We start from the raw sequence: 25307 nt of genomic DNA on the forward strand, positions 1-25307 counted from the left end.
GTACGTCCTACAAAACGCGGCCCCCTGAAACGACAATGCCCGGCTCATCGGGCCGGGCATTTGTCAGGGAGCGGGCGGTCAGCCGTTGGAGCAGCCGTTGCCGAACACCATGTACTCCAGGCGGTGCACCTTGCCCTGGTGGTCCTCGTAGGTCAGGTAGGCCGGCACCACGCCGCACACATCGGGAACTTCGCTGCGGGAAATCACGCGGGCGATGTCCAGGTCCATGCCGTACTGGTAGTGCTCGACCTCGGCGGGAACGGTCTGGTCAGGCGAGGCAGCGAAGACGAGCGGAGACAGGCCGGCAAGCGCCAGCAACAGGAAAGCTTTCATGGGTTCTAGTACTCGATTGCCTTGAGAAGGGCTTCGGCCCGCCCTCCACGAGCGGGCCGAAGGTATTGCGCGACACCGCACACGAACGGTGAAGTGGATCAAGCATGTGCCTCTGTCGTGGGAGGCGGAATCCATTCTAATGCCCGTCCCACGGGGCTTACAGGGCGATCCAGCACAAGGACTGTGACGTGCTGGTCAACAATCCCTCAGGCGCCGGGCAGGCCCTGGCGTGACTCGTCCACCACCACCGTGCAGGTCATCCCGGCGGACAGCTCCAGCCCCTCGGGCACCTCGTCCAGGTGGATGCGCACCGGCACCCGCTGGGCCAGGCGCACCCAGTTGAAGGTGGGGTTCACGTCGGCCACCAGCTCGCGGCTTTCCGGGTTGTCGCGGTCGTAGATGCCACGCGCCACGCTGTCCACGTGGCCGAGCAGGCGCTCGCCGCTCATCAGGCGCATCTCCACCTTCGCGCCCTGGCGGATGCGCGGCAGGCGGGTCTCCTCGAAGTAGCCGTTGACGTAGAAGGAGTGCGCATCCACCAGCGCCATGCCGGCTTGCCCGGCGTGCACGTAGTCGCCCCGGTAGAGGTTGAGGTTGGTCACGTAGCCGTCCACCGGGGCGCGGACTTCGGTGCGTTCCAGGTCCAGCCGCGCGGCGTCGAGCCGGGACAGCGCCTGGCGGTAGCGGGCCATGGCGCCGTCGGCCAGGTGGCCGGCGTCCTCGCGGTTCTCCCGCGAGACCACCAGGTCGTCCATGTCGGCTCGCCGGCGGGCGTTCAGCCGGCGCATCTCCAGGTCGGCCTTGCGCGCGGCCACCTCGGCTTCGGCGTCACGCACGGCCAGCTCGTAGTGGGCACGGTCGATGCGCACCAGCACGTCGCCGGCCTTGACCCGCTGGTTGTCGCGCACCGGGATCTCCACCACCAGCCCGGCCACGTCGGGGGCGATGTTGATCACGTCGGCCCGTACCCGGCCGTCGCGGGTCCAGGGCGAGTCCATGTAGTGCTGCCACAGGCGCTGCACCAACAGCACCGCCAGGGCGAGGATGAGCAGGGTCGCGCCGACACTGATGATTCGTTTCACGGACAGGGTCTCTCAACGGTAGGTGGCCAGGGCCAGGGAGGCGTACAGGCAGGTGAACAGGCAGACCCGCAGCAGCACGGGGTGCCAGGCCAGGCGGTAGAGGCCGAGCCGCGCGGCGACGCGGTCGATCAGCCAGCCGCCGACCAAGGTGATCAGGAACAGCAGGGTCAGGCTCGGCAGGTAGACGCCGTGCACGGCGATTTCACGGGGCATGGGCGGGTACCGGGGCGGTGCCGGCGTCCTGGTGCTCGGCCCAGGGTGCCAGGGGGTCCAGCAGGGAGGTGCGGATGAAGTGCAGGTAGCTCTGCAACCGGCGCAGCGGCGAGGTCTCGAACTGTGGCGCGCAGGGCTCGGGGGTGGCGCGTACCGCCTCAATGGCCTGTTCGACGGCCTGCAGCGCACGCTGGCGATTGACCTCGCCGGGCTGGATCAGCAGGCGGATCAGCGCCCGGCCCATGGCGCGCACGGCGTGGCGCCAGGGCATGGATTCGGCATAGCAGGACAGCGCCGGCAGGCGCGCCTGCTCCAGGCGCAGTTCGATCACCGCATGCCCCACCTCCTGCACGGCGAACATCCAGCGCAGCAGCCGGCGCTGGATGTCCGGACGCCCGGCGGAGAAGGCATAGGCCTGGGCCAGCAGGTCACGGGTGCCGCTCTCGAAACCGCTGACCAGCCCACGGATGCGCCCGCTGACGGTGTGCACCGCGCACATGCGCAGGTCGTGCTCCAGGCGCCGCCACAGCCAGGGCCGGTTGGGTGGCAGGATCAGCGCCGCCGCCAGGGTCGCCACGGTCATCGACAGCAGCACCGCCAGGTACTCGTTGAGCAGCCGGTAAGGGTCGTACTGCACCAGGTTGCCCGGCAGCGACAGCAGGCAGAACCACACCAGCAGCCCCACGCCGTAGCCGGACCAGGCCGGGCGCGACAGCAGCAGCGCGCCGAGGGCGAAGGTGGGCGCCAGGGCGCAGCAGAGCATGACGAAGCCATCCAGCGAGGGCAGCACGCAGAAGGTGGTGAAGATGCCCGCGAGGGCGCCGCCGGTGGCGCCCAGGGTCAGTTGCAGCGCCAGCCGCTTGGGGTTGGAGGAGGACGAGGCCAGGGCCGAGATCATTCCCACCGTCATCGTGAAGGTCTCCCCGGCGGGCCAGGCGGTGGCCATCCAGAAGGTGCCCAGGGCGAGGATCAGCAGGCTGCTGCGCATGCCCGCCACGGCGGCGGCCAGGGGGTTGGCGCGGGGGCGGAAGCTCTCCTGCCAGTCCTCACGATGGTGGCGGTGTTCCAGCAGCGAGGCCAGGGTCATGGCGTAGCCGTGGAGGTCGTCGACGAAGCGGAACAGCAGCTCGGCGGCGGTATCGAAATCCAGCGCGCCGGCCTCGTCCACCTGGCGCTCGGCCAGCCAGCCGCGCCCGCTGCGGATCAGTTGCATCAGCTCCTGCCGGCAGGCGGCCAGGCGTTCGGCGAACTCCTCCGCCTCGGCGTCGCTGCCCAGGCGCTCGCGCTGCGCGGCCAGCAGCGCCGAGACCTCGCCCAGGCACGGCTGCAAGGCCTCGCGCACCAGGTGGGCGCCGCCCAGGTGCAGGCGCTTGAGCAACTGGTGCAGGGCGTGGAAGCGCGTGGAAAGGACCATGAACTCGTTGTTCAGCCGCGCCAGCCGCCCGGCGCGCATGCGCATGTGCGGGTCCTCGAAGGTGGTGGCGTTGCGCATGTTCTCCAGGCCCACGGCCACGGCGGCGAAGCGCGCGTTGAGCGCTTCGAAGCGCTCGCTGTCGAGGCTGCCGGCCAGGCCTTCGCAGGCGAATGCGGCAAAGTCGCGAAAGCGCGCCTGCAAGGTTCCGCGCAGGTCGGCGCTGGTGGTCTGGGGCAGCACCAGGGCGCTGACCAGGCCGGTGCAGAGGATGCCCAGGGTGATCTCCAGCACCCGCCACAGCGCCGACATGAAGGCGCCTTCGGGGTGCAGGGTGGCGGGCAGGCCGATGATCACGGCGGTGTAGCCGGCCAGCACGCAGGCGTAGCCACGGAAGTCCCGGTAGCGTGCCGCGCCGGCGGTGCACAGGCCGATCCAGATGGCGATGGCCAGCATGAACAGCACCCGCTCCTGGTTGAACAGGGCGATCAGCGCCACCATCACCGTCAGCCCCAGCAGCGTGCCGATGATGCGGTAGAAGCTCTTGGCCAGGACCTGCCCGCTCTGCGGCTGCATGACGATGAACACGGTGACCAGCACCGTGCCGGGCTGCGGCAGCTCCAGGCGGTAGGCCAGCCACAGGGCGATGAAGGCAGTGAGCAGGGCCTTGAAGATGAAGACCCAGGTGACCCCTTCGGTACGGGCCCAATGGGCGAGGTCACGGCGCAGCGCCGTGGTCCAGGTAGCGTCGATGTTCATGGGCGTGCCAGGCGGAAGCGGGGTTCGGAGGGCGTCAGGTGTTCAGGGGCGGGGCCGGCTTCCTGCGGGAGGCCACCGCCCAGCTGCAGCAGCAGGTCGGCCTGGGCGGCGAGGCGCCGTGCGCGCACCTGCTGTTCCACGCGCTGGGCCTCGAACAGGGCCGGCTGCGCCTGCAGCACCTCGCTGTAGTCGGTCAGCCCGCGTTGCTGGGCCAGCAGGGTCAGGTCGCAGGCGTGTCGCGCCTGGGCCACGGAGACTTCCGCCAGGCGCTGTTGCTGGTGCAGCGACTCCAGGCGCACCAGGGCATCGGCCACGCCCTTGATGGCCTGCACCAGGGTCTGGTCGTAACGCCCCACTGCCAGGTCGTAGCCGGCGCTGGCTTCGGCCAGTTGGCCGCGCCGCCGCCCGCCGTCGTAGACCGGCAGGGACAGCGCCGGACCGAGGCCCCAGGTGAGCTTGTCGTAGCGCAGGAAATCCAGCACGCCGCCCTGCACCGCCGAGGTGCCAAGGCCGCCGAGCAGGTCGACGTTGGGGTAGAAATCCGCCTTGGCCGCCTCGATGCCCTTGGCTTCGGCCGCCACCTGCCAGCGTGCCGCCACCAGGTCCGGGCGATGGCCGAGCAGTTCCAGGGGCAGGCGCGGCGGCAGGCCGATGTCCCTGAGCAGCGCCAGGCGCGGCCGTGTCATGGCTTCGGCAGCCCCCGGCCCCTCCCCTGCCAGTGCGGCGATCAGGTTGTGATCGAGGGCGATGCTTTCGCGCAGTTCGTCGATCTGCCGCTCCACGGGCGGGATGCCCATTTCCGCGCGGGTCACCTCCAGGCGGGTGCCGATACCGTCGTGGCGACGGCGCTTGGCCAGCCCCACCAGTTGCTGGCGCTGGGTCAGCTCGGCCTGGGCGATGTCCAGCTGGCTGTGATGGAGCGCGAGGCCAATGTAGGCGCGCACCAGGTTGCCCTGCAGTTCCAGGGCTGCCAGCCGGGCTTCGGCGACGCTGGCGCGGGCGCGGTCCACCGCCGCCTCGCCACGGGCACGCTCGCGGCCCCAGAGGTCCAGCGGGTAGCTGAAGCCGAGCTGGCTGGTGTTGTTCCACGAGCTGGTGCGCGCCAGGTCGCCGGGGCCATAGAAGGCGTCGTCGGGCCAGCGCTTGCGCTGCACGTTGGCGGCCAGGCCGAGGCTGGGCGATTCGTCCGCCTCCACCACGTGGGCCAGGGCCCGCGCCTGGCGGACCCGGGCGGCGGCCATGTCCAGGCTCGGGCTGCTGGCCAGGGCGCGGTCCATCCAGGCGTCCAGCTGCGGGTCGCCGAAGGCTCGCCACCACTGGCTGGCGGGCCAGCCGGCCTGGGCCTCGGCCGAGGCGATGGCGGCCCCCACCTCCAGCGCGGCCGGGTCGGGGACCTGGCTGGCCGGGGCGATGCCGTTGGAGTCGATGCAGGAACAGAGGAGCGGGAAACAGACGTACAGGCTGACCCGGAGCAAACCGGGCCGATCGATGCGGGGCACGTGCGGCGAATCCTGATGGCATGGGCTCTGGTGGCCCGTAACGGCGGCGATTCTATGTGTCGCCCGGGGGTCAGGATAAGCACACGGATAGGTGATTCATTGTGTACTCAGCGGCCATAATCGGCGGCACCACTTCATGCCAGAATTCGCGCCCCGTTCCGGGCCGGAGCCCTTGATGGACATCCTCTTCAACATGCGTGCCTTCGTCTGTGTCGCGGAGACCGGCAGCTTCACCGCCGCCGCCCAACGACTGGACCTGACCACCTCCTACGTTTCCCGCGCGGTCGCCACCCTGGAGACCCACCTGCGAACCCGCCTGTTGCACCGAACCACCCGCCGCATTGCCCTCACCGAAGCCGGCCAGCGCTACCTGATGCGTTGCGAGCAGATCCTCGGCTACATCGAGGAGGCCGAAGCCGAAGCCAGCGAAGCCCACGCCCGCCCCGCCGGCAACCTGAAGGTCCATGCCATGACCGGCATCGGCCAGCACTACCTGATCGAAGCCATCGCCCAGTACGCCGAGACCTACCCGGACGTGAGCTTCGACCTGACCCTGGCCAACCGCACCACGGACATCCTCGACGAGGGTTACGACATTTCGGTGGTGATCGCCCAGGAGCTGCCGGACTCAGGCTTCATCTCCAAGCAGCTGGGCACCACCTACAGCGTGCTCTGCGCCTCCCCCGGCTACATCGCCAAGCACGGCGCGCCACGCCAGCCCGCCGACCTGCTGGGGCATCGCTGCCTGCGCCTGGTGAACTCGGTGATGTCGCTGGACAAGTGGACCTTCGATGGCCCGGACGGGCAGCAGATGATCACCATCACCCAGACGCCCTTCCAGGTGAACACCGCCGATGCGCTGACCGAGGCGCTGCGGGCGGGCATGGGCATCGGCGTGCTGCCGGTGTACTCGGCGGTGCACGGCCTGCGGGACGGCAGCCTGGTGCGGGTGCTGCCCCATCACAGCCTGTTCCCGCTGGGCATCTACGCGCTGTATCCGTCGCGGCAGTTCCTCGATGCGAAGATACGCACCTGGGTGGAGTTCCTCCGCGACTTCCTCCCCGGCCGCCTGAAGGCCGACGAGTCGGTCTTGCTGGAGCACAGCGCAACGCTGGGTTGAGCCTTCCGTCAGGCGGCGAGCGCAGCACTCTGGCGCTTGCGCCGCTTGGCGCTCTCCAGCAGCCAGATGGCCTGGCTGGCCTGGGCATCGGCCAGGCTGACGAAGGGGCCGGCCTTCACCGCGCCATCCAGCACCACCAGCCAGCACGCCAGGTGGCCGGCGCGGCGCAGGGTTTCGGGGACGGCTGAGCCGACCAGGGACATGATCTCGGCACTGTGCATGCTGGACTCCAGGGCGATGTGGACGATGGCGCCACTCTAGGAGCCGGCCTGGCGGTGCGGAAATCAGTCCGCTCGATAGTTTTCATGGGGCGCCACGATGCCGCCACCGCCCTGCCCGCGCTGACCGGCGAGGAGTTTCTGAAGCCGCCAAATGCCCCGCACCTTCACGGCATTCCGCCGTCCAACATCGGACAGCCGCAAGCGGAGACGCGAGATGCCTGGCAGCAATCGATACGAAATCATCTACCGGCTCCACGGGAGCCCGCAGGCGTTCATCGTCGAACTGGACGGACCGCCCAGCAGCGCCGATATCCATGCGCTGCTGGTGGAGCGACACGGCATTCCACTGGGGGAGACGCCGCCGAGGGACAACCGGGACTACCTGCGCCTGACCACCGGCCACGGCATCCAGGACGTGGCGGTCAGGCGCAAGTACTGACGGCCACGCAGGCCGTCGGCAGGATCAGCTGAGGGTGCCGAGGTTGAAACCGGTGACCGAGGCCAGGGTACCACGCCACAGGGTCAGCCCGGTGCAGGTCAGGCCGCCGGCGGCGTAGACACTGACATCACGCAGGTGGATGTACTGGGGCGGCAGCAGGTTCGGGTCTTCCCCGGTGGACTTGGCCATGACGCCGAGCTTGGCGAAGGTGGCGCGGATGTCCTCGCGGCCCTCTTCCGGCCAGGAGTGGGCGTATTCCTGGGCGAACAGGTCGAAGTAGCTCTCCACGGAGATCAGCGTGCCGCTGACCAGGCCCGCGCCGACGGTGAGGGTGATGCCCACTTCCACGCCGAGCTCGTTGGCCTGGCGCACCAGCATCTGCAGGAACCAGTCCATGCTGCGCCCCGTCCACTCGAAGTCCTTCGCCGTGCTCAGGTCATAGCTGCTGAGGATTTCGGCGGCATTCGACTTGGGGGTGTTCTGGGTGTCGCTCATTCGTCCATCTCCGTGGTTGCGGGGCTTGAAGTCCAAGGGTTATAGCACGGCGCCGGCGACAGGCAGGCGCCGCCGTTGCGCGGCAGCGCGCCGCAGGTCAGGCGAGGGTCGCGCCAAGGGCGCGGATGCAGCGCTGCAACGCGGGCGACTCGCCCAGCAGGCGCACCCGCAGGCCGTCGATCTCGCGGCGCACCGGGTAGTGCTTGCGCAGTGCGTCGAAGGCAGCGCGACGCTGGGCGGCGTCCCCCACCAGGCTGCGGCGGAAGTCGGCGTCGTCCCGGCGCGGGTCGTACACCGCGCGGCAGAGCATGGGCAGCGCCCACTGCGGTTCGGCGCTGGCATCCAGAACCAGTTCGGGCAGCCAGGGCGCCGGCAACAGGTCGGACAGGCGCACCGTCTCGGGCTGCTTCAGGGCCCGGCAGAAGGCCTGGTAGATCTGCTCGGTGCCGCGCAGCTTGCCGTCCAGGCTGTAGCCGGCGATGTGCGGGGTGGCGATGCGGCACAGCGCGGCCAGTTGCGGGTCCGCCTCGGGCTCGCCCTCCCACACGTCCAGCACCACGCGCAGGTCCGGGCGCCGGCCCAGCACGTCGCGCAGGGCACGGTTGTCCACCACCGCGCCACGGGCGGCATTGATCAGCCAGGTGCCTTCGCGCAGGGCGGCCAGGCGGGTGGCATCGAGCAGGTGATGGGTGGGGTGGTCGCCGGATTTTTCCAGCGGGGTGTGCAGGCTGATGGCGTCGCAGCGCGCCAGCAGGGTGTCCAGGTCCACGTAGTCGCCACCCTCGGCAGCCTGGCGCGGTGGGTCACAGACCAGCACGGTCCAGCCCAGCTCGCGCAGCACCTGCACCAGGCGCCCGCCCACCTGGCCGGCGCCAACGACGCCATAGGTGCGGCTGGCCGGGTCGACGCCGGCGTCCTCGGCCAGGGTCAGCAGGCTGCCCAGCACGTAGTCCACCACGCCCCGGGCGTTGCAGCCCGGCGCACTGGACCAGGCGATGCCGCCCGCGTCGAGGGCCTGGGTGTCCAGATGATCGGTGCCGATGGTGCAGGTGCCGACAAAGCGCAGCGCGCTGCCTTCCAGCAGGGCGCGGTTTACGTGGGTCACCGAGCGCACCAGCAGCACCTCGGCATCACCCAGGGCGGCGCGGTCGATGGCCCGACCGGGCAGGCGGCGGATGGTGCCGAAGCCTCCGAAGAAGGCATCGACCAAGGGAATGTTCTCGTCAGCGAGGATCTGCATGGGGGCACTCCATGGGCGGGGTGGGCATTCTACGGAATCCGTCGCGCAAGGTCCTACAGCCCTTTCCTGACCCATGCGTCAACGCGTAGACTACGCGGTCTTTCGCCTCCGCTGATTCCCCATCGCCGGCAGTCCCCCTGCCACGGCCGCTTCAGCGCCCGCTGCGAGCCCATCGCAGCCAGGCGGCCCGCCCTGGGCATAAGCAAGACGGACGCCACCGCCGTACCGGTGAACGCTACACAGCCATGGAAAGACCTCCCGTGACCATCCGAACTCGCCTCGACCGTACCCGTCGCGAACTCCGAGCCCTATTCACCCTCGCCCTGCCGATCATGATCGCCCAGCTCTCCCACTCGGCCATGGGCTTCGTCGACGCCGTGATGGCCGGCCGCGTGAGCCCCCGCGACCTGGCCGCCGTGGCCCTGGGCAACTCCATCTGGATACCCGTGTTCCTGCTGATGACCGGCATCCTCCTGGCCACCACCGCCAAGGTGGCGCAGCGCTTCGGCGCCGGCCAGCAGGGCGAGATCGGCCCGCTGGTGCGCCAGGCCCTGTGGCTGGCCGTGGCCGTGGGCCTGGGCGGCGCCGGCCTGCTGCTGTGCGCCGAGCCGGTGCTGCACCTGATGGGCGTGGAGGAAGACCTGATCGCCCCGAGCATGGGCTACCTGCACGGCATCGCCTACGGGCTGCCGGCGGTGGCGCTGTACCAGGTGCTGCGCTGCTTCAGCGACGGCCTGGGCAGGACCCGCCCGAGCATGGTGCTGGGCATCTGCGGGCTGCTGCTGAACATCCCGCTGAACTACGTGCTGATCTACGGCCACCTGGGCTTCCCGGCCATGGGCGGCGTGGGCTGCGGCTGGGCCAGCGGCACGGTGATGTGGATGATGTTCCTGGGCATGCTCGGCTGGGTGCGCTTCGCTCGCGTCTACCAGGGCAGCGCCCTGTTCGCCCGCTTCGAGCGGCCCGACTGGTCGGTGATCCGCCGCCTGCTGTCGGTGGGCCTGCCCATCGGCATCGCGGTGTTCGCCGAGTCGAGCATCTTCGCGGTGATCGCCCTGCTGATCGGCGGCCTCGGCGCCAACGTGGTGGCCGGCCACCAGATCGCCCTGAACTTCAGCTCCCTGGTGTTCATGATCCCCTACTCCCTGGCGATGGCCGTCACCGTGCGCGTCGGCCAGGCCCTGGGCCGTGGCGAGCCCCGCGAGGCGCGCTTCGCCGCCGGCGTGGGGATGGCCACCGCGCTGGCCTACGCCTGCCTCTCGGCGAGCCTGATGATGCTGCTGCGCCAAGGCATCGCCGGCATCTATACGCCGGACCCGGAGGTGATCGCCATGGCCGCCTCGCTGCTGGTGTTCGCCGCGCTGTTCCAGTTCTCCGACGCCATCCAGGTGACCGCCGCCGGTGCGCTGCGGGGCTACCAGGACACCCGCGCCACCATGGTCATCACCCTGTTCTCCTACTGGGGCATCGGCCTGCCGGTGGGCTGGCTGCTGGGGCTGACCGACTGGCTGGGCGAAGCCAGCGGCCCGCGCGGGCTGTGGCAGGGGCTGATCGTCGGCCTGACGGTGGCGGCGGTGATGCTCAGCTACCGCATCACCGGCAGCGCCCGGGCGCACATCCGCCACTTGAGCCAGCGACCGACCGCTGCGGCCTGATCCGGCGATAGCGTCGCCACAACGCAACAGGGCCCTTTCGGGCCCTGTTTGTTAATCGGCTTTCTTGCGAATCCAATACAGATAGGTACCTGCTTCTTCCGCCTGGTCCACCAGCTCGTGGCCGAGGAACATGCAGAACTTCGGAATGTCGCGGCGGGTCGAGGGATCGGTGGCGATCACCTTGAGCAGGCCGCCGGCCTGCAGGTCGCGCACCTTGTTGTGCAGCATCATCACCGGCTCGGGGCAGTTGAGGCCGGTGGCGTCGAGAATGGCATCGGGCTGATCGGTCATGGGGCACTCCGTCGAAGGGGCGCTATTGTCGCGCAAAGCGCCGCGTCCGCCCACTCCCAGAGCCCGACCTTGGATGGGCCGCCGGACGGAACGCAACGGTGGTAGCCTGCCGCGCCACGCCCACCACATGCCCAACCACCATGCGCCCGACCTGCCTGCTGCTTGCCCTCCTCCTGCTCGGCGGCTGCGCCGCCCGTGACCACCTGCCCGACTACAGCGCCCAGGCCGGCAAGGCCCTGCCCGCCACCTGGTACGACGCGGTGATCATCGCCCGTGACGGCACACGGCTCTCCGCCACCGTGTTCCAGCCCGCCCTCGCCGCCGGGGAAACCGCCCCGCTGGTGGTGCACACCCACGGCTGGGGAGGCTGGCGGGTCACCGGGCCGGACGGTTTCTACGGCCAGCGCATGATCTCCGGGCGCACCGCCCTGCGGGCCTGGCGCGCCGGCTACTGGGTGGTCAGCTACGACCAGCGCGGCTGGGGCGGCAGCGAAGGCGACATCGAGATGATGGACCCGCGTTATGAAGTGCAGGACGCCCTCGCCGTGGTGGACTGGGCCAGCGCCCACCTGCCGCGCCTGACCGAGGACGGCCCCGGCGACCCGCGCGTGGGCATGCTCGGGGAAAGCTACGGCGGCGCCGTGCAACTGCTGGCCGCTAGCGAAGACCCGCGCATCGACGTGCTGGTGCCCATCGCCACCTGGTACGACCTGGCCGACGCCCTCGCCCCCGGCGGCCGCCTCAAAGTGGGCTGGACCGGCGTGCTGGTCAGTCTCGGCCTGGCCACCGGCTACGACCTCGGCAAATTCATCCAGGCGCCCTACCTGCGCAGTGCCGGCGGCGAGCTGACCGAGCCGGTGCGCGACGAACTCCACGCCCATAGCCTGGCGGCCTACTGCGAACAAGGTCGCCGTCCGCGAGCCGACGCCCTGCTCATCCAGGGCCTGCGCGACACCCTCTTCCCCCTCGACCAGGGCCTGGCGATCCGCGACTGCCTGCGCCAGGGCAGCGCCGACGTGCGCCTGCTGGGCATCCAGGGCGGGCACATCCTGCCGCCACCGCTGCAGCGCTGGAGCGGCCTGCCGCCCTTCAACAACGAACCGGTGCTGCACTGCGACGGCCAGGCCCTCAACCTCGAAACCGCGGTGGTGAACTGGTACGAAGACCGCCTGCGCGGCCGTCACGGCGCGGCGGACAGCATCCCGCGCCTGTGCCTGAGCCTGTCCACCGACGAGGGCCTGGCCCTGCACGAAGCACCCCGCCAGGACAGCCCGCTGCCGCTGCCGGAAACCCGCCTGCGCCCCGCCACCAGCGGCTGGCTGCAGCCGGCGGCATTCGTCGAACTCAAACGGATCGAACAGCCGGCTGCCCTCGTGGGACCGACCCTGCTGCACCTGCACCCCCGGCAGGACGATCACGAAGTCTTCGCCGCCCTCGCCGTGCGCCGGGCCAACGGGGATGTGGAGGTGCTGAGCGAGCAGGTCACCCCGCTGGCCGCGCGGGCCGACGTGCGCCTGCCTTCGGTGAGCACCCGGCTGCAACCGGGAGACCACCTCGGCCTACGCTTCAGCGGCTTCAGCGGGCAGTACCTGTTCAACGGGTCCTGGTGGCCGGGCCAGGTGAGCCTGGCCGGTGAAGTGGAGCTGCCGGAGCTGCAGCCCCTGCCCCACTGAGCGGCAGCCTCAGCCGAGGCGCCGCAGGTGGCAGGTGACTTCCTCGCGGTCGTGGTAGAGCTGCTTGCAGGCCATCGCCACCTTGATGCGGCGCGCCTTGAAGCTCTCTTCCAGGCGTTGCAGCAGGCGCTGCACTTCCGCATAGCGCTGCTTCATCGGCAGCTTGAGGTTGACCACCGCCTCGCGGCACAGGCCCTCGCCGATCCAGGTCTCCAGCAGCGCCGCGTTGCGCGCTGGTTTCTCGACGATGTCGCAGACCATCCAGTCCACCGGCTGCTTCGGCTTGTAGGTGAAGCCGTCGGCCCGCAGGTGCTGCACCAGGCCGGTGTCCATCAGGCTCTGGGCCATCGGACCGTTGTCGATGGCGGTGACCAGCATGCCGCGCCGCACCAGCTGGTAGGTCCAGCCGCCGGGCGAAGCCCCCAGGTCGACGCCGGTCATGTCGCCGGACAGGCGCGTCTCCCACTGCTCGCGGGGGATGAAGGTGTGCCAGGCCTCTTCCAGCTTCAGGGTCGAGCGGCTGGGCGCCTCGCGGGGGAACTTCAGGCGCGGGATGCCCATGGGCCAGAGGGCCGAGTTGTCCGGCTCGGCCAGCCCGACGAAGACCTCGCGGCCACTGCGGAACGTCAGCAGCAAGCGCGGCAGGCGCGGGTCGTCCCGCAAACGCCCGGCCTTCTCCAGCGCCTTGCGCAGCGGGCCCTCGAACTTCTTGCAGAAATTCGACAGCTCCTTGCCTTCATTGGTGTCCAGCACCTCCAGCCAGAGGCTGCCGCACACCGGGGACGCGCCCAGGTGTTCCAGCAGCACGCTGATGCGGTCGGTCTCCGGCAACGCGAGGAACTCACCCCGGGCCCACTGGCGCGGGAAGATCAACCGGGCGAAACGCTGCCCCAACATCAGGCGCTCGGCACCGCCGGGCTCCTGGCAGATGAATTCGGCATGGGCGCTGCCGGCCTTGCCCTTGGCGTAGCCGGACACCTCCAGGCGCGCAGCCAGGTCGGTGATCTCGGCGCAGACCTCGCCCTCGAAGCCGGGCCGGCAGTGCAGTAACAGGGTGTTCATGGTGGTGTCTCCTCGGGCGCGCACTATAGAGCCGGCGCAGGAGATTTCACACAGACAAAAATAAAAATTCCCACCATAGAAAGACAAATCTAGATCTCAACGGCTCGGCAAAAACCATTGCCCATCGAAACAGATAAATAGCGGCTAAAGAACGAGAAGCGTCCCTATTATCACAATGCAAGAGGAGGCCCAGCAGCGATAGGACTCTGGCGGCGCTAAAGGTACCGCTCTCAATCAGTGGGTACGAATACCTACCTTTCTCGAAACCCTGCCTTGTACGCCCAATTTCGCCGGGGTTTTCTCAACTTCACGTCGGCCCGATTGCTCGGTTGTTCGGCCGAGCCTAGAGTGCTCGGCGGCACCGCACGCACAAGGACCCGCCATGCCCGCCGTCACCCATGAGGACGCACAACGTCGCGCCGACGACATCCAGGCTTTCTACCGGGAGGTGGAGCGCCTGCACGAGGAGCAGGCGCTGCTGCTCGACCCCGGCCAGCTCGACCAGCTCGGCGATCACCACCGCCAGGTACTGGCCGACCTGCGCAGTCTCTACGACATCGACCACGACACCCAGACCCGTCGCCTGTCCCTGGGCATGCGCATCGCCTCGCTGCTGGGGGCGCTGGCCCTGGGCGCGAGCCTGCTGTTCTTCTTCTATCAGTTCTGGGGGCTGTTCAGTGAAACCGTGCAGGTGGCCATCCTGGTCGGCGCGACCCTGGGCACCCTGGGCCTGACCGCGCTGGTTCGGCGCCGTGACAGCACCGGCTACTTCAGCAAGCTGGCGGCCATGCTGGCCTTCGTCGCCTTCGTGCTGAACCTGGTGATGCTCGGGCAGATCTTCAACATCACCCCTTCGGACAAGGCCTTCATCGCCTGGGGCGCCTACGGGCTGCTGCTGGCCTACGCCTGCAATGCACGCCTGCTGCTGGTGGCCGGGCTGCTGTGCCTGATGGCATTCATCTCGGCGCGGGTGGGCACCTGGGGTGGTGGTTACTGGCTGTCCATGGGGGAGCACCCGGAGAACTTCCTGCCGGCGGCGGTGGCGGTGTTCCTTGTTCCGCAGTTCCTGTCCCAGGTGCGCTTCGGCGGATTCGCCGCGACCTATCGCCTGGTGGGGCTGATCACCTTCTTCCTGACCCTGCTGGTCCTGGCCAACTGGGGCCGCTCCAGCTACCTGCCCCTGGACAGCGACCTGATCGAGGGTGGCTACCAGCTCGGCGGCTTCGCCCTCGCGGCCCTCGGCATCTGGCTGGGCGCTCGGCGTGACTGGCCGGAGGTGATCAACGGCAGCCTGACCTTCCTGGTGATCTTCCTCTACACCAAGCTCTTCGACTGGTGGTGGGACCTGCTGCCGAAGTACCTGTTCTTCCTGCTGCTGGGCCTGATCGCCCTGCTCATCCTGGTGGTGCTGAACCGTCTGCGCCGCAGCTGGCTGAAGGGAGGTGCCCGCTGATGAACAGCCTGAATCGCTACGCCCTTTCCGCTGCCCTCGGCCTGGTCCTGGTGGTCAACGGCCTGGCACTGGCCGGGGTCTGGCACAACCGCACCGGCAAGCCGGACAGCCGCCTGGAACTGTCCCAGCGCGAGCTGAGCCGGGACTATTCGGACTTCGGCTGGTCCGGCGAGAACAGCGGGCTCGGCCTGCGCCTGGACTGGCGCACGCCTCGGGATGCGGACGAGCAGGAGATTCTCCTCGACCGTGCCGTGCTGGAGGAAATCGGCCTGCCCCTCGAAGGACAGGAGGGGCACTACGACACCCACGAGAGCAGCACCTACGCCGTGCTCGAACTGGATGGCCCCGCCTGGAAGGCAGAGCTCGGTCGCGCCGAAGCCCGGCTGAAGGACGCCACGAAGGCCCTGGCGCGCAAGCGCAACGAGGAGAACACCGCCCTGGAGGCCACCTATCGCAGCCAGTTCGAGTACGAGCGCGACCGCGCCAGCCGCCTGTTCGTGGTGGCCGCCGGCAGCGATGCGGAAGCCCTGCGCCAGCGCTACCCGGACCGCAAGCGCTATGCGCTGGTGAAGGCACGCCTCTATGCCTGGTACGACCACAACCAGACACCGCCGCGCCTGCAGGCCCGGGTGAGCCGACTGGAGGTGGATGCGCTGCAGGTGCCTTACCGCTGGCGCCAGCAGGTGGAGGAGCGGCTGGTGGGCGCCTACGACGAGCCGATCAAGCCGATGCGCCTGAAAGTGGCCTACGGCAAGCGCCTGGAACCCTGGATCGAGGATGTCAGCCTGCTGCGCTGAACGCCGCGGATGACGCGGGCGGGGCAAGTGGCTAGCATGTGGCCACTTGCCCCAGGACGCTCCGATGTCAGCCCACCTGCCCCGCTTGCGTAACCAGCGCTTCCTCGTTGCCCTGCTCGTTCTCCTGCTGACCTGTGGCTTCACCGTCACATCGCTGGTCAGCTACTACGCCTCCCTCGAGTCGATCCGCGACGGCATCGTCAACACCGAGCTGCCGCTGACCTCGGACAACGTCTATTCCGAGATCCAGAAAGACCTGGTGCGGCCCATCCTGATCTCCTCGATGATGAGCCGCGACACCTTCCTGCGGGACTGGGCCATGCAGGGCGAGCAGGACCCGGAACGCATGACCCGCTACCTGCGCGAAGTCCAGGAGCATTACGGCGCCTTCACCAGCTTCTTCATTTCCGAGCGCACCGGCACCTACTACCAGTCACGGGGCGTACTGAAGAAGGTTTCGCCGGACGAGCCCCGGGACGTCTGGTACTACCGCGTGCGGGACATGGAGACGCCCTACGAGATCAACGTCGACGTGGACATGGCCAACCAGGACCGGCTGACCATCTTCATCAACTACAAGGTGCTGGACTACGACGGCCGCTTCCTCGGTGCCACTGGCGTGGGCCTGACAGTGGACGCGGTGGTGAAGCTGATCGACGACTACCAGCAGCGCTACCAGCGGACCATCTACTTCACCGACACCACCGGCCGTGTGGTGCTCACCAGTGCCCAGGGCGGGCCGGAAGGCAGCCGCGTGGGCCAGGGCCTCGGGGAACTGCCGGGCCTGGCCCCGGTGGTACGAGCGGTGCTGCACCAGCGCGGCGGCAACCACCAGTACCACGCCCCCGACGGCGAGCATTACCTCAATGCCCGCTTCATCCCTGAGCTGGACTGGTACCTGTTCGTCGACAAGACCGAAGAAGGCGCCCTGTCGCCGGTGCGCAACGTGCTCTACCTCAACCTGGGCATCAGCCTGGCGGTGACCCTGGTGGTACTGGTGCTGCTGTACCTGATGGTGCGCCGCTACCGCGACCGCATCGCCGCGCTGGCCACCACCGACAGCCTTACCGGGTTGCCCAACCGTCGCGGATTCGACCTGCTGGCGGGCCAGGCGCTGCAGGAATCACTGCGTGACCAGCGTCCGCTGACCGCACTGCTGCTGGACCTGGACCATTTCAAGGAACTCAACGACACCCACGGGCACCTGGCCGGTGACCAGGTGCTGCAGGGCTTCGCCGAGAACCTGCGAGCGGGCGTGCGCCAGGCGGACATTCTCTGCCGCTGGGGCGGCGAGGAGTTCATCCTGCTGCTCAAGGACACCGGCAGTGCCACGGCATTGCAGCTGGCGGAAAAGCTGCGGGAGCGGGTTGCCGAGGCGCACCATCATTTCGACGGTGGCGAGACAGCGGTGACCGTGAGCATCGGGCTGTCCGAACTGCGCCCCGGAGACACCCTGCACAGCCTCATCGCCCGCGCCGACCGGGCGCTCTACCGTGCCAAACAGGCCGGGCGCGACCGCACCTGCAGCGAGACCGCCGGACAGGAATAAAGAGAGGGAAGCTGCCGAGGTTCAGGCGGTGACGTCGATGACGTTGCCCAGGTTCGGCGGGTTGCTGTTGCTCACCGGTGCGGGCAGCGCCTCCAGCAATGCCAGGGCACTCTGGGACTGCAGGTCGACGGACTTCTTCAGCACCGAGACCTGAACCTTCATGGCGAGCTGGGCGGCACTGGCGTCGGAGATGGAGCTGGCGGAAACGTCCACGGCGACCTCGCACGTCAACGGGGGAAGATGACGGGATTCTGAGGCCATGCCGGCGCCCCGAAAAGCACCGTCAGTCGCCTGGAAGGCCCGCCGTTGCGCTTGCAGCGGCACGGGAAGCCAGGGGACTCAAGCCCGGGCTCCCGGCCAAAACCTCGATCACGGCTGCCTGCTAGAAGTCCCGCTTGTAGAACAGGTCCAGCGAGCTGGCCAGGCCGCTGGCGGCTTCCAGGTAGAGGCGCCGGGTCAGTTCGTAACGCAGCGCCACCACGCTGGTGGGTTCCAGTACGCCAAGGCCATAGCGGATGCTGAGGCGGTCGGTGAGCACGCCGGTGGCGCCGTCGTCGCCGATCTGGAAGTCCTTGAGGCCAAGCTTCTGCGCCAGGTCGCTGGTCAGCGAAGAACTGCCGGACAACCCCAGCGCCAGGGCGGCCTGTCCCAGGGCGTTGCCGTCGCTGCCGCGCTCCAGGGGGCGCCCCAGTACCAGATAGGACAGCGCCTGTTCCTGGCTCATGGCCGGGGTGGAGAACACCTGGGTGGTCGGCTCGTCGGCACGCCCGTTGAGGCGGATGCCGGCGGTGACGTCGCCGATCTTGCGCACTGCTTCCACGTCCAGATAGGGCTGGTCCAGCGGGCCGGCGAACAGCAATCGCGCGCGGCGCAGGTCGAGGCGCTGGCCGTAGGCGCGGTAGCGGCCGTTCTTCAGGTTCAGTTCGCCGCGCGCAGCCAGGTTGTCGCCGACCTTGAGGTGCCCGGCGAGGTCGGCGGTCAGACCGAAGCCGCTGAAGCTGAGCCGTTCCTGGCCCACTTCGACGTTGACGTCCATGGCCAGTTGCAGCGGGGTTTCCTCGTCCTGCTCGCCCACCAGGTGGGCATCCGACGAGACCCGCACGGCCTGGGGCGGCAGTTCGCGGATCTTGATGGTGCCCCGGGGGACGCGCACGGTGCCGGACAGTGCCAACCGGCCCTCTGCCATGCGCACCCGCAAGTCGGGGTCGACATCGAGGTTGGCGTAGGGCTCCACCACCACCGGCAGGCTGTTGCCGCGCAGGGCCAGGTCCACATCCAGGCCCTGGCTCCAGGCGACGCTGCCGCCCAGGCTGCCCTGGCCCTTTTCGCCACCGCTCCAGGTGCCGGACAGCTCGACCCGCTCGCCGGCGATGCGCGCATCCAGCGTGAGGTCTTCGATCCGCGTGGGCAGCTCGCCACCGGCCAGGCGGCCTCCGCCCAGGCGCACCTGCCCGATCACGTTGGGTGCCAGCAGGGTGCCACCGAGGGTGCCGCTGCCATCGAGGCGCCCTTCCAGTTCCTCCACGCCGCGGGCGAAGGGACGCAGCACGGCGAGGTCCAGGCCCTCCAGCTGGAAGTCGCCCTGCAGCGGCTTGCGGGTCGGGCGCGGGTCGATGCGGGCGTCCAGGCGCAGGCGGCCGAGCTTGCCGCCTTCGAACAGCAGGCGGCTGTCCACCTGCTGCGGGCGCAGGCTGCTTTCCAGGCGCAGGCTCTGGTAGGGGAAGTCCAGCCATTGGCCCTTGGCCCCCTCCTCCCGCACCCGCAGCACACCGCTGCCGGCATCCAGCAGGATGCGGCCGCTGGGGCCGGTGGACGGCAGTTGCAGCCGCAGGTCGCCGTCCAGCTGCCCCTGCCAGGCGAAGTCGTCCGGCAGCCAGGGCGCCAGGCTGGCCAGGGGGAAGTCCCGCAGGCGGTAGTCCAGGTTGGGTTCGGGCATCAGGCGTTGCTGGCCGGCGCAGAGGCTGGCTTCGCCGGAGCGCCAGCAATGGGCGCCCAGGTCCAGGCGGCCGTCGGCCAGGCGCTGCAGCGAGGCGGCCTGCTCCAGGCGCCAGTCCTGGGTGCCGAGCCGCACGTCGCCACGGCTGAGGCGGCCGCGCCAGTCGCCGTCCTTCAGTTGCCCGTCGAGGGCCAGGCCAAGCCCTAGGTCGGGGCCCTTCAGGCTCAGCTCGGCCTGCTGCCGCTGGAGCGTGCCCGAACCGGTCAGGCGCAGGTCACCCAGGGCGCGCTCGCCGGATTCGAGGTCGTCGGCATCGAGTTGCAGGGTGCCGTTCTGCCGGGCATCCAGCCTGGCCTGGAGCCGCAGTTGACGCAGGCGCTGGGGACCGAGGCCGATCCGCTGGCCATCGAGGGCCAGTTGGCCCTGGGGCGCGTCAAGGCTGCCGGCGAGGTCGAGGCGCCCCTTGAGGCTGCCGAACAGGCCGGGCCAGAGCTGACCAAGCCGATTGAGGGCGATGTCCAGCCGGCCATTGAGGCGCTCCTCCAGGCGGCCCTGGCCTTCGATGCGGTTGTCGCCCAGGCGTGCCTGGACCTGCTCCAGCGTCCAGCGCTGCCCTTCGCCACGGGCCTTGGCCAGGAGCACGGCGGGCTGGCCGCGCAACTGGCCCTTGAGGTCGAGGTCCGCCGTGAGGGCGAGGCGATCCGCCATGCGCCCCTGGCTGGCCAGGTTGCCGGCCAGGCGACCGGGCAGTTCGGCGACCCAGTAGGCGGGGTCGAGGTCCTTGAGGGCGAGCTGGGCGTCCCAATCCACAGCGCTGGCGAAGCCCACCTGGACGCGCCCCTGGGCCTTGCCCTGGCCAGCGGTCAGGCGCAGGTCGGCCAGCTCCACCTGGCCCAGGTCACCCTTGAACGGGCTGGCGAGGGTGAAGTCACCGGCCGGCCCCTTCAGGGCGGCATCGAATTGCCCGTGGTAGTGGCCGTCGAGGTACTGCACCTGGCCGTCGAGGCGCTGCAGGCTGACGGGCGGCTCGTCGATCGCGGGATACAGCCGGTGCCAGGGGAAGTCACGCCAGGCGATGCGGGCATCCAGGGCCAGGGCCTGTTGCCAGTCGATCCGCCCGTTCAGGTCGAGCGTCTGCTCCGGCGCAGCCATCAGGGCCAATTGCTTGAGGACCGCCCCCTTGGCGTCCACACGGCCGGCCAGGTCGAGGCGTACGTCACCGCCTTCGCCCGGCAGGCTGGCGTGCCCTTCGACCGCGTAGCCCTGCGCCAGGTCGCCCCGGGCCTGGAGGGTGAGCCGCTGTAATTGCAGAGTGTCGGGCAGGCCCGCCGAGGCCTTGAAGGCGTCCACCTTCAGCGTGGCGGAGGCTGGGAGGTGGTCGGCCAGGGGCTGCAGTTCGCCTTCCAGGCGGCCTTGCAGGTAACCGGCGCTGTCGGCCTGGACGGTCAGTTGCCCTTGCAGGTCGCCCTTGGCGTGCAACGCCAGTGACCAGACCTGGCCGCCTGGGGCCGGCAAACCGAGGGTGCCGGTGGCTTCCAGCGGCCAATCCCCACTGGGGGCAAGGTGCCCTTGCAGGTCCAACGCGAGGTCGTCACGGCGAAGGCTGACACGTTCCAGGGTGAGCCCGTCCGCCAGCCAGGTGGCGCGAAGCTGGAGATCGGCCAGCAGCGCCTCGCCATCCAGGCTGAGGCGCCCCAGGCGGGCCTCGCCCAGGCGGATGCCGACCGGCAGCGCGAGGGCGGGCAGGCGGACGGGGCCTTCGTCAGTGCTGCCGCCCTCCCCCGGGAACGACAGGGCCACCTCGTCGGCGGCCAGCTGGTCGATGCACAGCGTCATGCCCAGCAGGCAGCCGGGCTGCCAGTCCAGGCGCGGGGCCGTGATAGCGACCACGCTTTCGCCCTGGCGCCACACCACACGCTGTGCCTGCCATTGGCCGCCCAGGTGGCCGCTGAAACCCTCCACCGCCAACCCCGGTACCAGGCCCAATGCCCAGCGTGCGCCGCTCTCGCTGCCCAGCAGCCAGGCTCCGGTCGCTCCCACGCCACCCAGGGTGAGCCCCAGGGCGAGCAACGCCCCCTTGACCACGCGCCTCACAGTTCCGGCCCCATGGAGAAGTGGATGCGGAAGCCGCCGGGATCATCCAGGGCTTTGGCCAGGTCGAGGCGGATGGGCCCGACCGGGGAGACCCAGCGCACGCCGATGCCGGCGCCGGTCTTGAGCTTGTCCTTGAGGTTGTTGACGGCGTTGCCGCGGTCGACGAAAGCCGCGATGCGCCAGCGCTCGGCGATGGGGTACTGGTATTCGGCGCTGCCCACCACCATGTAGCGGCCGCCGACCTTGTTGCCCTGGCGGTCCTCCGGGGAGAGCGTCTGGTAGTCATAGCCCCGCACGCTCTGGTCACCGCCGGCGAAGAAGCGCAGCGAGGGCGGGATGGCGCCGTAGTCGGTGGTGGCGATGCCGCCGGCCTGGACCCGGCCCAGCAGGCGATGGCCACCCGGCAGGGTGTAGAGGCCCTTGGCCATGGCGCTGGCGTAGGTCATGTCGGCGTCGGACAGCACGCCTTCCTTGGCGGCGCGCACGTCCAGTTGCAGGTGGTAGCCCTGGTTGGGGTCGAGGCGGTTGTCGCTGCGGGTGACGCTGTAGCCGATGCCGGGGATGAGGAAGCTGCTGCGCCCGTTGGGGCTGCCGTCGCCGAAGTCGTAGATCTCCTGCTCCCAGCGCAGGGAGACGACCCGCTGCCAGTCGTCCGGCAGCTTGGACTGCCATTGGCTGCCCAGGGTGAAGCGGCGGCTTTCGACGTCGGTGAGCTGTTCGCGCTGAAAGCCGCTGGTGAAGCGCAGGCTATCGGTCAGCGGCGGGTCGAGGGGGATTTCGTACCAGGTGCCGACGCTCTGCCGTGCCGTGGAGATTTCGCTTTCTGCCCCGAGGCGGTGGCCTTGGGGGTTGATCCAGTGGCGGGTCCAGTTGGCCCGGGCACGGGGACCGACGTCGGTGGAGAAGCCGACGCCCAGGCCCAGGGTGCGGGGTTTGACGGCACCGAGACGCACCTTCACCGGGATCAGCCGGCCAGCACCGGGCTCGGGCTGGGCGTCCACCCGCACTTCCTCGAAATAGCCGCTGGCCTGGAGGTTCTGGCTGAGCTTGGCGACCTGGTCGGCGTCGTAGGGCGTGTTGGGCGGGAACGGCACCAGGCGCGCCAGCAGGTCGGAATCGAAGGGGGTGTCGCCATCGAAGGCGACCCGGCCGAGTGCGTAGCGCGGCCCGCTGTCGTAGATCAGTTCGATATCGGCGACACCGGCACGGGGGTCGATGTCCAGCCGCTGGGAGCGGAAGCGGCCATCGAAGAAACCGTAGCGCAGAGCCTGGCTCTGGATGAGTTTCTTGGCGTCTTCGTAGAGCCCGTGGTTGAGCGGCTCGCCCGGGGCCAGGGCCTTGCTTTTCGGCACCTTGAAGGCCTTGAGGCCGGCGGCCTCGCCTTCCACCCGCACCGTCACCTGGCGCAGGCGGACAGGCTCGCCCGGCTGCACGTCCAGTTGCAGGACCGGGTCCTTGCCGGGGCGTACCTGGCTGTCGATCTCCGCCTGGTAGTAGCCGAGCGCCTGCGCCGCCTGGCGCGCCTGCTCCTCGGCGGCACGGCGGAAACGACGCAGGGCGGTTTCATCTCGATCCCCCAGGCTGCCGATGAAGGCTTCGATATTGGCCTTCAGCTCGGCATTGGCCGGGGACACCTTCACTTCCAGCGAGGCCTTGGCCAGCGCGAGCGGGCACAGGGCCGACAGCGCGAGTGCCATTAGGCCGCGCATTCCTTGACGAACATTCATGCGCGGGATGCTAGCACGGCGTTCCGCTGCCTTTCTTCAGTCACAGACGCCTCGTCGGCCGAGGATTTCATGGCGCGATGTGTCGGGCTGACAACCATGGCGGCTCAGGCGCTCACGCCAACGCCTTCCAGCGCCTGGGCCGGGTTGGGGTGGAAGAAGACCCGCTCCAGCACCGGCCCGACGGCGACCTCACCGAGCAACTGGTAGCCCTGGCGCTGGTAGAAGTCGAGGTAGCGCGGGTTGCCGGTATCCAGCACCACACCTTGCGAGCCGGCGTCTTCGGCGCACCATTCGTGCAGCGCCTGGAGCAGTCGCTCGCCCAGCTGGCGCCCCTGGAACTCCGGGTGGATGCCGAGCAACGGCAGCACGTGGTACGGGCCGGGCGGCAGGCAGGCGAGCACCGCCTCGTGGTATTCGAGGAAGCGCCGGGTGCAGCCCAGGCCGGTGGTCAGCAGCATGCGCAGGCGCCAGCCCCAGCTTTCGGTGATGTCCAGCCGGCGCTGGGGCGGGGCGATGAGGGCGATGCCCACCAGGCGCTCTTCGATCAGCAGGCCGATGGCCGGCAGCTCCTCGATGAAGTGCTGCTTGACCAGCTCCCGCACCGTGGCGCGTACGCGCTGGTCATAGCCGGGTCGGTTGGCATCCAGCAGGTAGGCGTAGGTGGGCTCGTGCCGGTAGGCGTGGTAAAGCAGCGAACGGGCCTCGCGGCTGTAGCCGCGGTCGAGCAGGCGCACTTCGACCGGCGCTTGGGTGACGTATCCGGGCATGCACGGTGTCCTCGTTGTTCTGGTTATGGTCGCCGCGATGGGCAGTTGCCCCGGCTGGCTGAAAAGCTAGCAGCCCCCCTGCCCCGCCGCCATGTGCTGGCAGGCCCGGCGGGCGTTGGGCTAGGATTCGATACTTTTTCCGGATGGCTGCCCCCATGAAGATCGTTTCGTTCAACATCAACGGCCTGCGCGCCCGCCCCCACCAGTTGGAGGCGCTGATCGCCAAGCACCAGCCCGACGTGATCGGCCTGCAGGAGACCAAGGTGGCCGACGAGCAGTTCCCGGAAGCGGAGATCCGCCAGCTCGGCTACCACGTCCACTACCACGGGCAGAAGGGCCACTACGGCGTGGCGCTGCTGTCGCGCCAGGCACCGCTGGAGTTGCACAAGGGCTTCCCGGGGGATGACGAGGACGCCCAGCGCCGCTTCATCTACGGCACCTTCGCCGACGAACAGGGCAACCCGGTGACGGTGATGAACGGCTACTTCCCCCAGGGCGAGAGCCGCGACCACCCGGTGAAGTTCCCGGCCAAGCAACGCTTCTACGCCGACCTGCAGGCGCTGCTGGAAAGCCGCTTCGCCCCCTCCCAGCCGCTGGTGGTGATGGGCGACATCAACATCTCGCCGGAAGATTGCGACATCGGCATCGGCGAGGAGAACCGCAAGCGCTGGCTGAAGACCGGCAAGTGCAGCTTCCTGCCGGAAGAGCGCGAGTGGCTGGCCACCCTGAAAGGCTGGGGCCTGGTGGACAGCTTCCGCCACCTCCACCCCGAGGTGAACGATCGCTTCAGCTGGTTCGACTACCGCAGTCGCGGTTTCGAGGACACCCCCAAGCGCGGCCTGCGCATCGACGTGATCCTCGCCAGCCAGCCGCTGCAGGCGCGCCTGCGCGATGCCGGGATCGACTACGACCTGCGCGGCATGGAGAAACCCTCCGACCACGCGCCGATCTGGCTGGACTTGGCATGAATGAAAAGGGGCCGCTGAAGCGGCCCCTTTCTTTTGCACATCAGCTGCGCGACGGCTCCTCCCCCAGGGGCACGATGGCCATGGTCAGCCGCGAGATGCAGCTGGGCTTGCCATCGTCGCCGCTGAGGCGGATGTCCCACACATGGGTGGAGCGCCCCAGGTGCACCGGCCGGGCAACCGCAGTGACCCTGCCGCTGCGCAGACCGCGCAGGTGGTTGGCGTTCACTTCCAGCCCTACGCAATAGAAGCGGCTGGTGTCGATGCACAGGTAGGCGGCGGTGGAGCCGAGGGTTTCGGCCAGCACCACGGACGCGCCACCGTGGAGCAGCCCGTAGGGTTGGTGGGTGCGGCCGTCCACCACCATGCTGGCGGTGATCGAGCCCTCGTCGAAAGCTTCGAAGCGGATGTCCAGCACCTCGCCGATGGTGTTGCGCAGGGTGGCGTTGAGGCGGTCCAGATCGGGGGTTTCGCGCCACAGGCTCATGTCGACTCCTTTTTAGGTGGGCGCCGGGGTGACCGACGC

Annotated in this window: 23 protein-coding genes; 8 read left to right on the top strand and 15 right to left on the bottom strand. The window is 69.2% G+C overall.

All coding sequences use genetic code 11. From position 1 onward, the window contains the following. Positions 1 to 78 precede the first annotated feature (78 nt). The 5 genes from RTK35_RS03035 to RTK35_RS03055 all read right to left on the bottom strand — a co-directional run bounded on the left by RTK35_RS03035 (position 79) and on the right by RTK35_RS03055 (position 5297). The gene (locus RTK35_RS03035) at positions 79 to 333 is read right to left on the bottom strand and encodes a DUF2790 domain-containing protein (protein WP_044403683.1); all 255 of its coding nucleotides are present in this window, start codon (positions 331 to 333) and stop codon (positions 79 to 81) included. A 206-nt stretch (positions 334 to 539) separates the two neighbouring features. After that, positions 540 to 1421, bottom strand: a complete 882-nt coding sequence (locus RTK35_RS03040; protein WP_044403685.1) for an HlyD family secretion protein — start codon at positions 1419 to 1421, stop codon at positions 540 to 542. 6 nt (positions 1422 to 1427) lie between these two features. Continuing rightward, on the bottom strand, positions 1428 to 1628 hold the full coding sequence (locus RTK35_RS03045) for a DUF1656 domain-containing protein (protein WP_044403687.1): 201 nt from the start codon (positions 1626 to 1628) through the stop codon (positions 1428 to 1430). Further along, on the bottom strand, positions 1618 to 3798 hold the full coding sequence (locus tag RTK35_RS03050; protein WP_279861019.1) for an FUSC family protein: 2181 nt from the start codon (positions 3796 to 3798) through the stop codon (positions 1618 to 1620). Before RTK35_RS03050 ends, RTK35_RS03045 begins: the two co-directional genes overlap by 11 nt. Then, the gene (locus RTK35_RS03055; RefSeq protein WP_316907351.1) at positions 3795 to 5297 is read right to left on the bottom strand and encodes an efflux transporter outer membrane subunit; all 1503 of its coding nucleotides are present in this window, start codon (positions 5295 to 5297) and stop codon (positions 3795 to 3797) included. The genes RTK35_RS03050 and RTK35_RS03055 overlap by 4 nt, the downstream gene beginning before the upstream one ends. A gap of 175 nt (positions 5298 to 5472) precedes the next feature. On the opposite strand from RTK35_RS03055, the gene RTK35_RS03060 reads away from it, so the two are divergent. Continuing rightward, positions 5473 to 6417 carry a LysR family transcriptional regulator gene (locus RTK35_RS03060; RefSeq protein ID WP_044403693.1) on the top strand — a complete coding sequence of 315 codons (945 nt, stop codon included), beginning with the start codon at positions 5473 to 5475 and terminating at the stop codon, positions 6415 to 6417. Between the two features lie 8 nt (positions 6418 to 6425). Here RTK35_RS03060 and RTK35_RS03065 read toward each other — a convergent pair whose 3' ends face one another. Next, positions 6426 to 6638, bottom strand: a complete 213-nt coding sequence (locus RTK35_RS03065; protein ID WP_222901693.1) for a hypothetical protein — start codon at positions 6636 to 6638, stop codon at positions 6426 to 6428. A 214-nt stretch (positions 6639 to 6852) separates the two neighbouring features. Between RTK35_RS03065 and RTK35_RS03070 the strand changes: the two genes are divergently transcribed. Then, on the top strand, positions 6853 to 7077 hold the full coding sequence (locus tag RTK35_RS03070) for a hypothetical protein (RefSeq protein WP_160481231.1): 225 nt from the start codon (positions 6853 to 6855) through the stop codon (positions 7075 to 7077). A 24-nt stretch (positions 7078 to 7101) separates the two neighbouring features. Here RTK35_RS03070 and RTK35_RS03075 read toward each other — a convergent pair whose 3' ends face one another. Both RTK35_RS03075 and pdxB read right to left on the bottom strand, forming a co-directional pair. Continuing rightward, complete coding sequence (locus RTK35_RS03075; protein WP_052807548.1) at positions 7102 to 7572, bottom strand: hypothetical protein; 471 nt, start codon at positions 7570 to 7572, stop codon at positions 7102 to 7104. Between the two features lie 97 nt (positions 7573 to 7669). Beyond that, on the bottom strand, positions 7670 to 8812 hold the full coding sequence (pdxB, locus tag RTK35_RS03080) for a 4-phosphoerythronate dehydrogenase PdxB (RefSeq protein ID WP_316907352.1): 1143 nt from the start codon (positions 8810 to 8812) through the stop codon (positions 7670 to 7672). Positions 8813 to 9072: 260 nt separating this feature from the next. Here pdxB and RTK35_RS03085 point away from each other — a divergent pair, with 260 nt between their 5' ends. Next, positions 9073 to 10467, top strand: coding sequence for an MATE family efflux transporter (locus RTK35_RS03085; RefSeq protein WP_232104280.1), 1395 nt, complete (start codon positions 9073 to 9075; stop codon positions 10465 to 10467). 51 nt (positions 10468 to 10518) lie between these two features. Here RTK35_RS03085 and tusA read toward each other — a convergent pair whose 3' ends face one another. Continuing rightward, positions 10519 to 10758: a sulfurtransferase TusA gene (gene tusA / locus RTK35_RS03090; protein ID WP_044403704.1), complete on the bottom strand. Its 240-nt coding sequence runs from the start codon at positions 10756 to 10758 to the stop codon at positions 10519 to 10521. Between the two features lie 140 nt (positions 10759 to 10898). Here tusA and RTK35_RS03095 point away from each other — a divergent pair, with 140 nt between their 5' ends. After that, the gene (locus tag RTK35_RS03095; protein WP_316907353.1) at positions 10899 to 12431 is read left to right on the top strand and encodes an alpha/beta hydrolase; all 1533 of its coding nucleotides are present in this window, start codon (positions 10899 to 10901) and stop codon (positions 12429 to 12431) included. A 9-nt stretch (positions 12432 to 12440) separates the two neighbouring features. On the opposite strand, the gene rlmM is transcribed toward RTK35_RS03095, so the two are convergent. Continuing rightward, positions 12441 to 13493, bottom strand: coding sequence for a 23S rRNA (cytidine(2498)-2'-O)-methyltransferase RlmM (gene rlmM / locus RTK35_RS03100; RefSeq protein ID WP_316907354.1), 1053 nt, complete (start codon positions 13491 to 13493; stop codon positions 12441 to 12443). Between the two features lie 382 nt (positions 13494 to 13875). On the opposite strand from rlmM, the gene RTK35_RS03105 reads away from it, so the two are divergent. The 3 genes from RTK35_RS03105 to RTK35_RS03115 all read left to right on the top strand — a co-directional run bounded on the left by RTK35_RS03105 (position 13876) and on the right by RTK35_RS03115 (position 17292). Beyond that, entirely contained in the window at positions 13876 to 14946 is a 1071-nt protein-coding gene (locus RTK35_RS03105) for a DUF2157 domain-containing protein (protein ID WP_316907355.1), read from the top strand. Further along, entirely contained in the window at positions 14946 to 15743 is a 798-nt protein-coding gene (locus tag RTK35_RS03110; RefSeq protein WP_316907356.1) for a DUF4824 family protein, read from the top strand. Before RTK35_RS03105 ends, RTK35_RS03110 begins: the two co-directional genes overlap by 1 nt. Positions 15744 to 15807: 64 nt before the next feature. Continuing rightward, positions 15808 to 17292: a sensor domain-containing diguanylate cyclase gene (locus tag RTK35_RS03115; RefSeq protein ID WP_044413962.1), complete on the top strand. Its 1485-nt coding sequence runs from the start codon at positions 15808 to 15810 to the stop codon at positions 17290 to 17292. A 21-nt stretch (positions 17293 to 17313) separates the two neighbouring features. Here RTK35_RS03115 and RTK35_RS03120 read toward each other — a convergent pair whose 3' ends face one another. The 4 genes from RTK35_RS03120 to RTK35_RS03135 all read right to left on the bottom strand — a co-directional run bounded on the left by RTK35_RS03120 (position 17314) and on the right by RTK35_RS03135 (position 23816). Next, complete coding sequence (locus RTK35_RS03120; protein ID WP_052807676.1) at positions 17314 to 17505, bottom strand: putative motility protein; 192 nt, start codon at positions 17503 to 17505, stop codon at positions 17314 to 17316. A gap of 169 nt (positions 17506 to 17674) precedes the next feature. After that, entirely contained in the window at positions 17675 to 21322 is a 3648-nt protein-coding gene (locus RTK35_RS03125) for a translocation/assembly module TamB domain-containing protein (RefSeq protein WP_316907357.1), read from the bottom strand. Further along, entirely contained in the window at positions 21319 to 23049 is a 1731-nt protein-coding gene (locus RTK35_RS03130; RefSeq protein ID WP_377746404.1) for an autotransporter assembly complex protein TamA, read from the bottom strand. Before RTK35_RS03130 ends, RTK35_RS03125 begins: the two co-directional genes overlap by 4 nt. 104 nt (positions 23050 to 23153) lie before the next feature. Continuing rightward, a complete protein-coding gene (locus tag RTK35_RS03135) occupies positions 23154 to 23816 on the bottom strand; it encodes a GNAT family N-acetyltransferase (RefSeq protein WP_074972525.1) in 663 nt (220 codons plus the stop codon). A gap of 155 nt (positions 23817 to 23971) precedes the next feature. Here RTK35_RS03135 and xthA point away from each other — a divergent pair, with 155 nt between their 5' ends. Beyond that, positions 23972 to 24784, top strand: a complete 813-nt coding sequence (gene xthA / locus RTK35_RS03140; RefSeq protein WP_044413974.1) for an exodeoxyribonuclease III — start codon at positions 23972 to 23974, stop codon at positions 24782 to 24784. A 40-nt stretch (positions 24785 to 24824) separates the two neighbouring features. Here xthA and RTK35_RS03145 read toward each other — a convergent pair whose 3' ends face one another. Further along, on the bottom strand, positions 24825 to 25268 hold the full coding sequence (locus RTK35_RS03145; RefSeq protein WP_316907359.1) for a hotdog fold thioesterase: 444 nt from the start codon (positions 25266 to 25268) through the stop codon (positions 24825 to 24827). Positions 25269 to 25307 lie beyond the last annotated feature (39 nt).

This window comes from Pseudomonas sp. zfem003, from assembly GCF_032621675.1.
GTDB lineage: Bacteria > Pseudomonadota > Gammaproteobacteria > Pseudomonadales > Pseudomonadaceae > Metapseudomonas > Metapseudomonas otitidis.

Bases quoted from the DNA above. Each gene is read 5' to 3' on its own strand.
- RTK35_RS03050 (WP_279861019.1), bottom strand. From the start codon at position 3,798: ATGAACATCGACGCTACCTGGACCACGGCGCTGCGCCGTGACCTCGCC.
- RTK35_RS03075 (WP_052807548.1), bottom strand. From the start codon at position 7,572: ATGAGCGACACCCAGAACACCCCCAAGTCGAATGCCGCCGAAATCCTC.
- tusA (WP_044403704.1), bottom strand. From the start codon at position 10,758: ATGACCGATCAGCCCGATGCCATTCTCGACGCCACCGGCCTCAACTGC.
- rlmM (WP_316907354.1), bottom strand. From the start codon at position 13,493: ATGAACACCCTGTTACTGCACTGCCGGCCCGGCTTCGAGGGCGAGGTC.
- RTK35_RS03110 (WP_316907356.1), top strand. From the start codon at position 14,946: ATGAACAGCCTGAATCGCTACGCCCTTTCCGCTGCCCTCGGCCTGGTC.
- RTK35_RS03045 (WP_044403687.1), bottom strand. From the start codon at position 1,628: ATGCCCCGTGAAATCGCCGTGCACGGCGTCTACCTGCCGAGCCTGACC.
- RTK35_RS03035 (WP_044403683.1), bottom strand. From the start codon at position 333: ATGAAAGCTTTCCTGTTGCTGGCGCTTGCCGGCCTGTCTCCGCTCGTC.
- RTK35_RS03130 (WP_377746404.1), bottom strand. From the start codon at position 23,049: ATGAATGTTCGTCAAGGAATGCGCGGCCTAATGGCACTCGCGCTGTCG.
- RTK35_RS03065 (WP_222901693.1), bottom strand. From the start codon at position 6,638: ATGCACAGTGCCGAGATCATGTCCCTGGTCGGCTCAGCCGTCCCCGAA.
- RTK35_RS03060 (WP_044403693.1), top strand. From the start codon at position 5,473: ATGGACATCCTCTTCAACATGCGTGCCTTCGTCTGTGTCGCGGAGACC.
- pdxB (WP_316907352.1), bottom strand. From the start codon at position 8,812: ATGCAGATCCTCGCTGACGAGAACATTCCCTTGGTCGATGCCTTCTTC.
- RTK35_RS03135 (WP_074972525.1), bottom strand. From the start codon at position 23,816: ATGCCCGGATACGTCACCCAAGCGCCGGTCGAAGTGCGCCTGCTCGAC.
- RTK35_RS03070 (WP_160481231.1), top strand. From the start codon at position 6,853: ATGCCTGGCAGCAATCGATACGAAATCATCTACCGGCTCCACGGGAGC.
- RTK35_RS03115 (WP_044413962.1), top strand. From the start codon at position 15,808: ATGTCAGCCCACCTGCCCCGCTTGCGTAACCAGCGCTTCCTCGTTGCC.
- RTK35_RS03105 (WP_316907355.1), top strand. From the start codon at position 13,876: ATGCCCGCCGTCACCCATGAGGACGCACAACGTCGCGCCGACGACATC.
- RTK35_RS03145 (WP_316907359.1), bottom strand. From the start codon at position 25,268: ATGAGCCTGTGGCGCGAAACCCCCGATCTGGACCGCCTCAACGCCACC.
- xthA (WP_044413974.1), top strand. From the start codon at position 23,972: ATGAAGATCGTTTCGTTCAACATCAACGGCCTGCGCGCCCGCCCCCAC.
- RTK35_RS03095 (WP_316907353.1), top strand. From the start codon at position 10,899: ATGCGCCCGACCTGCCTGCTGCTTGCCCTCCTCCTGCTCGGCGGCTGC.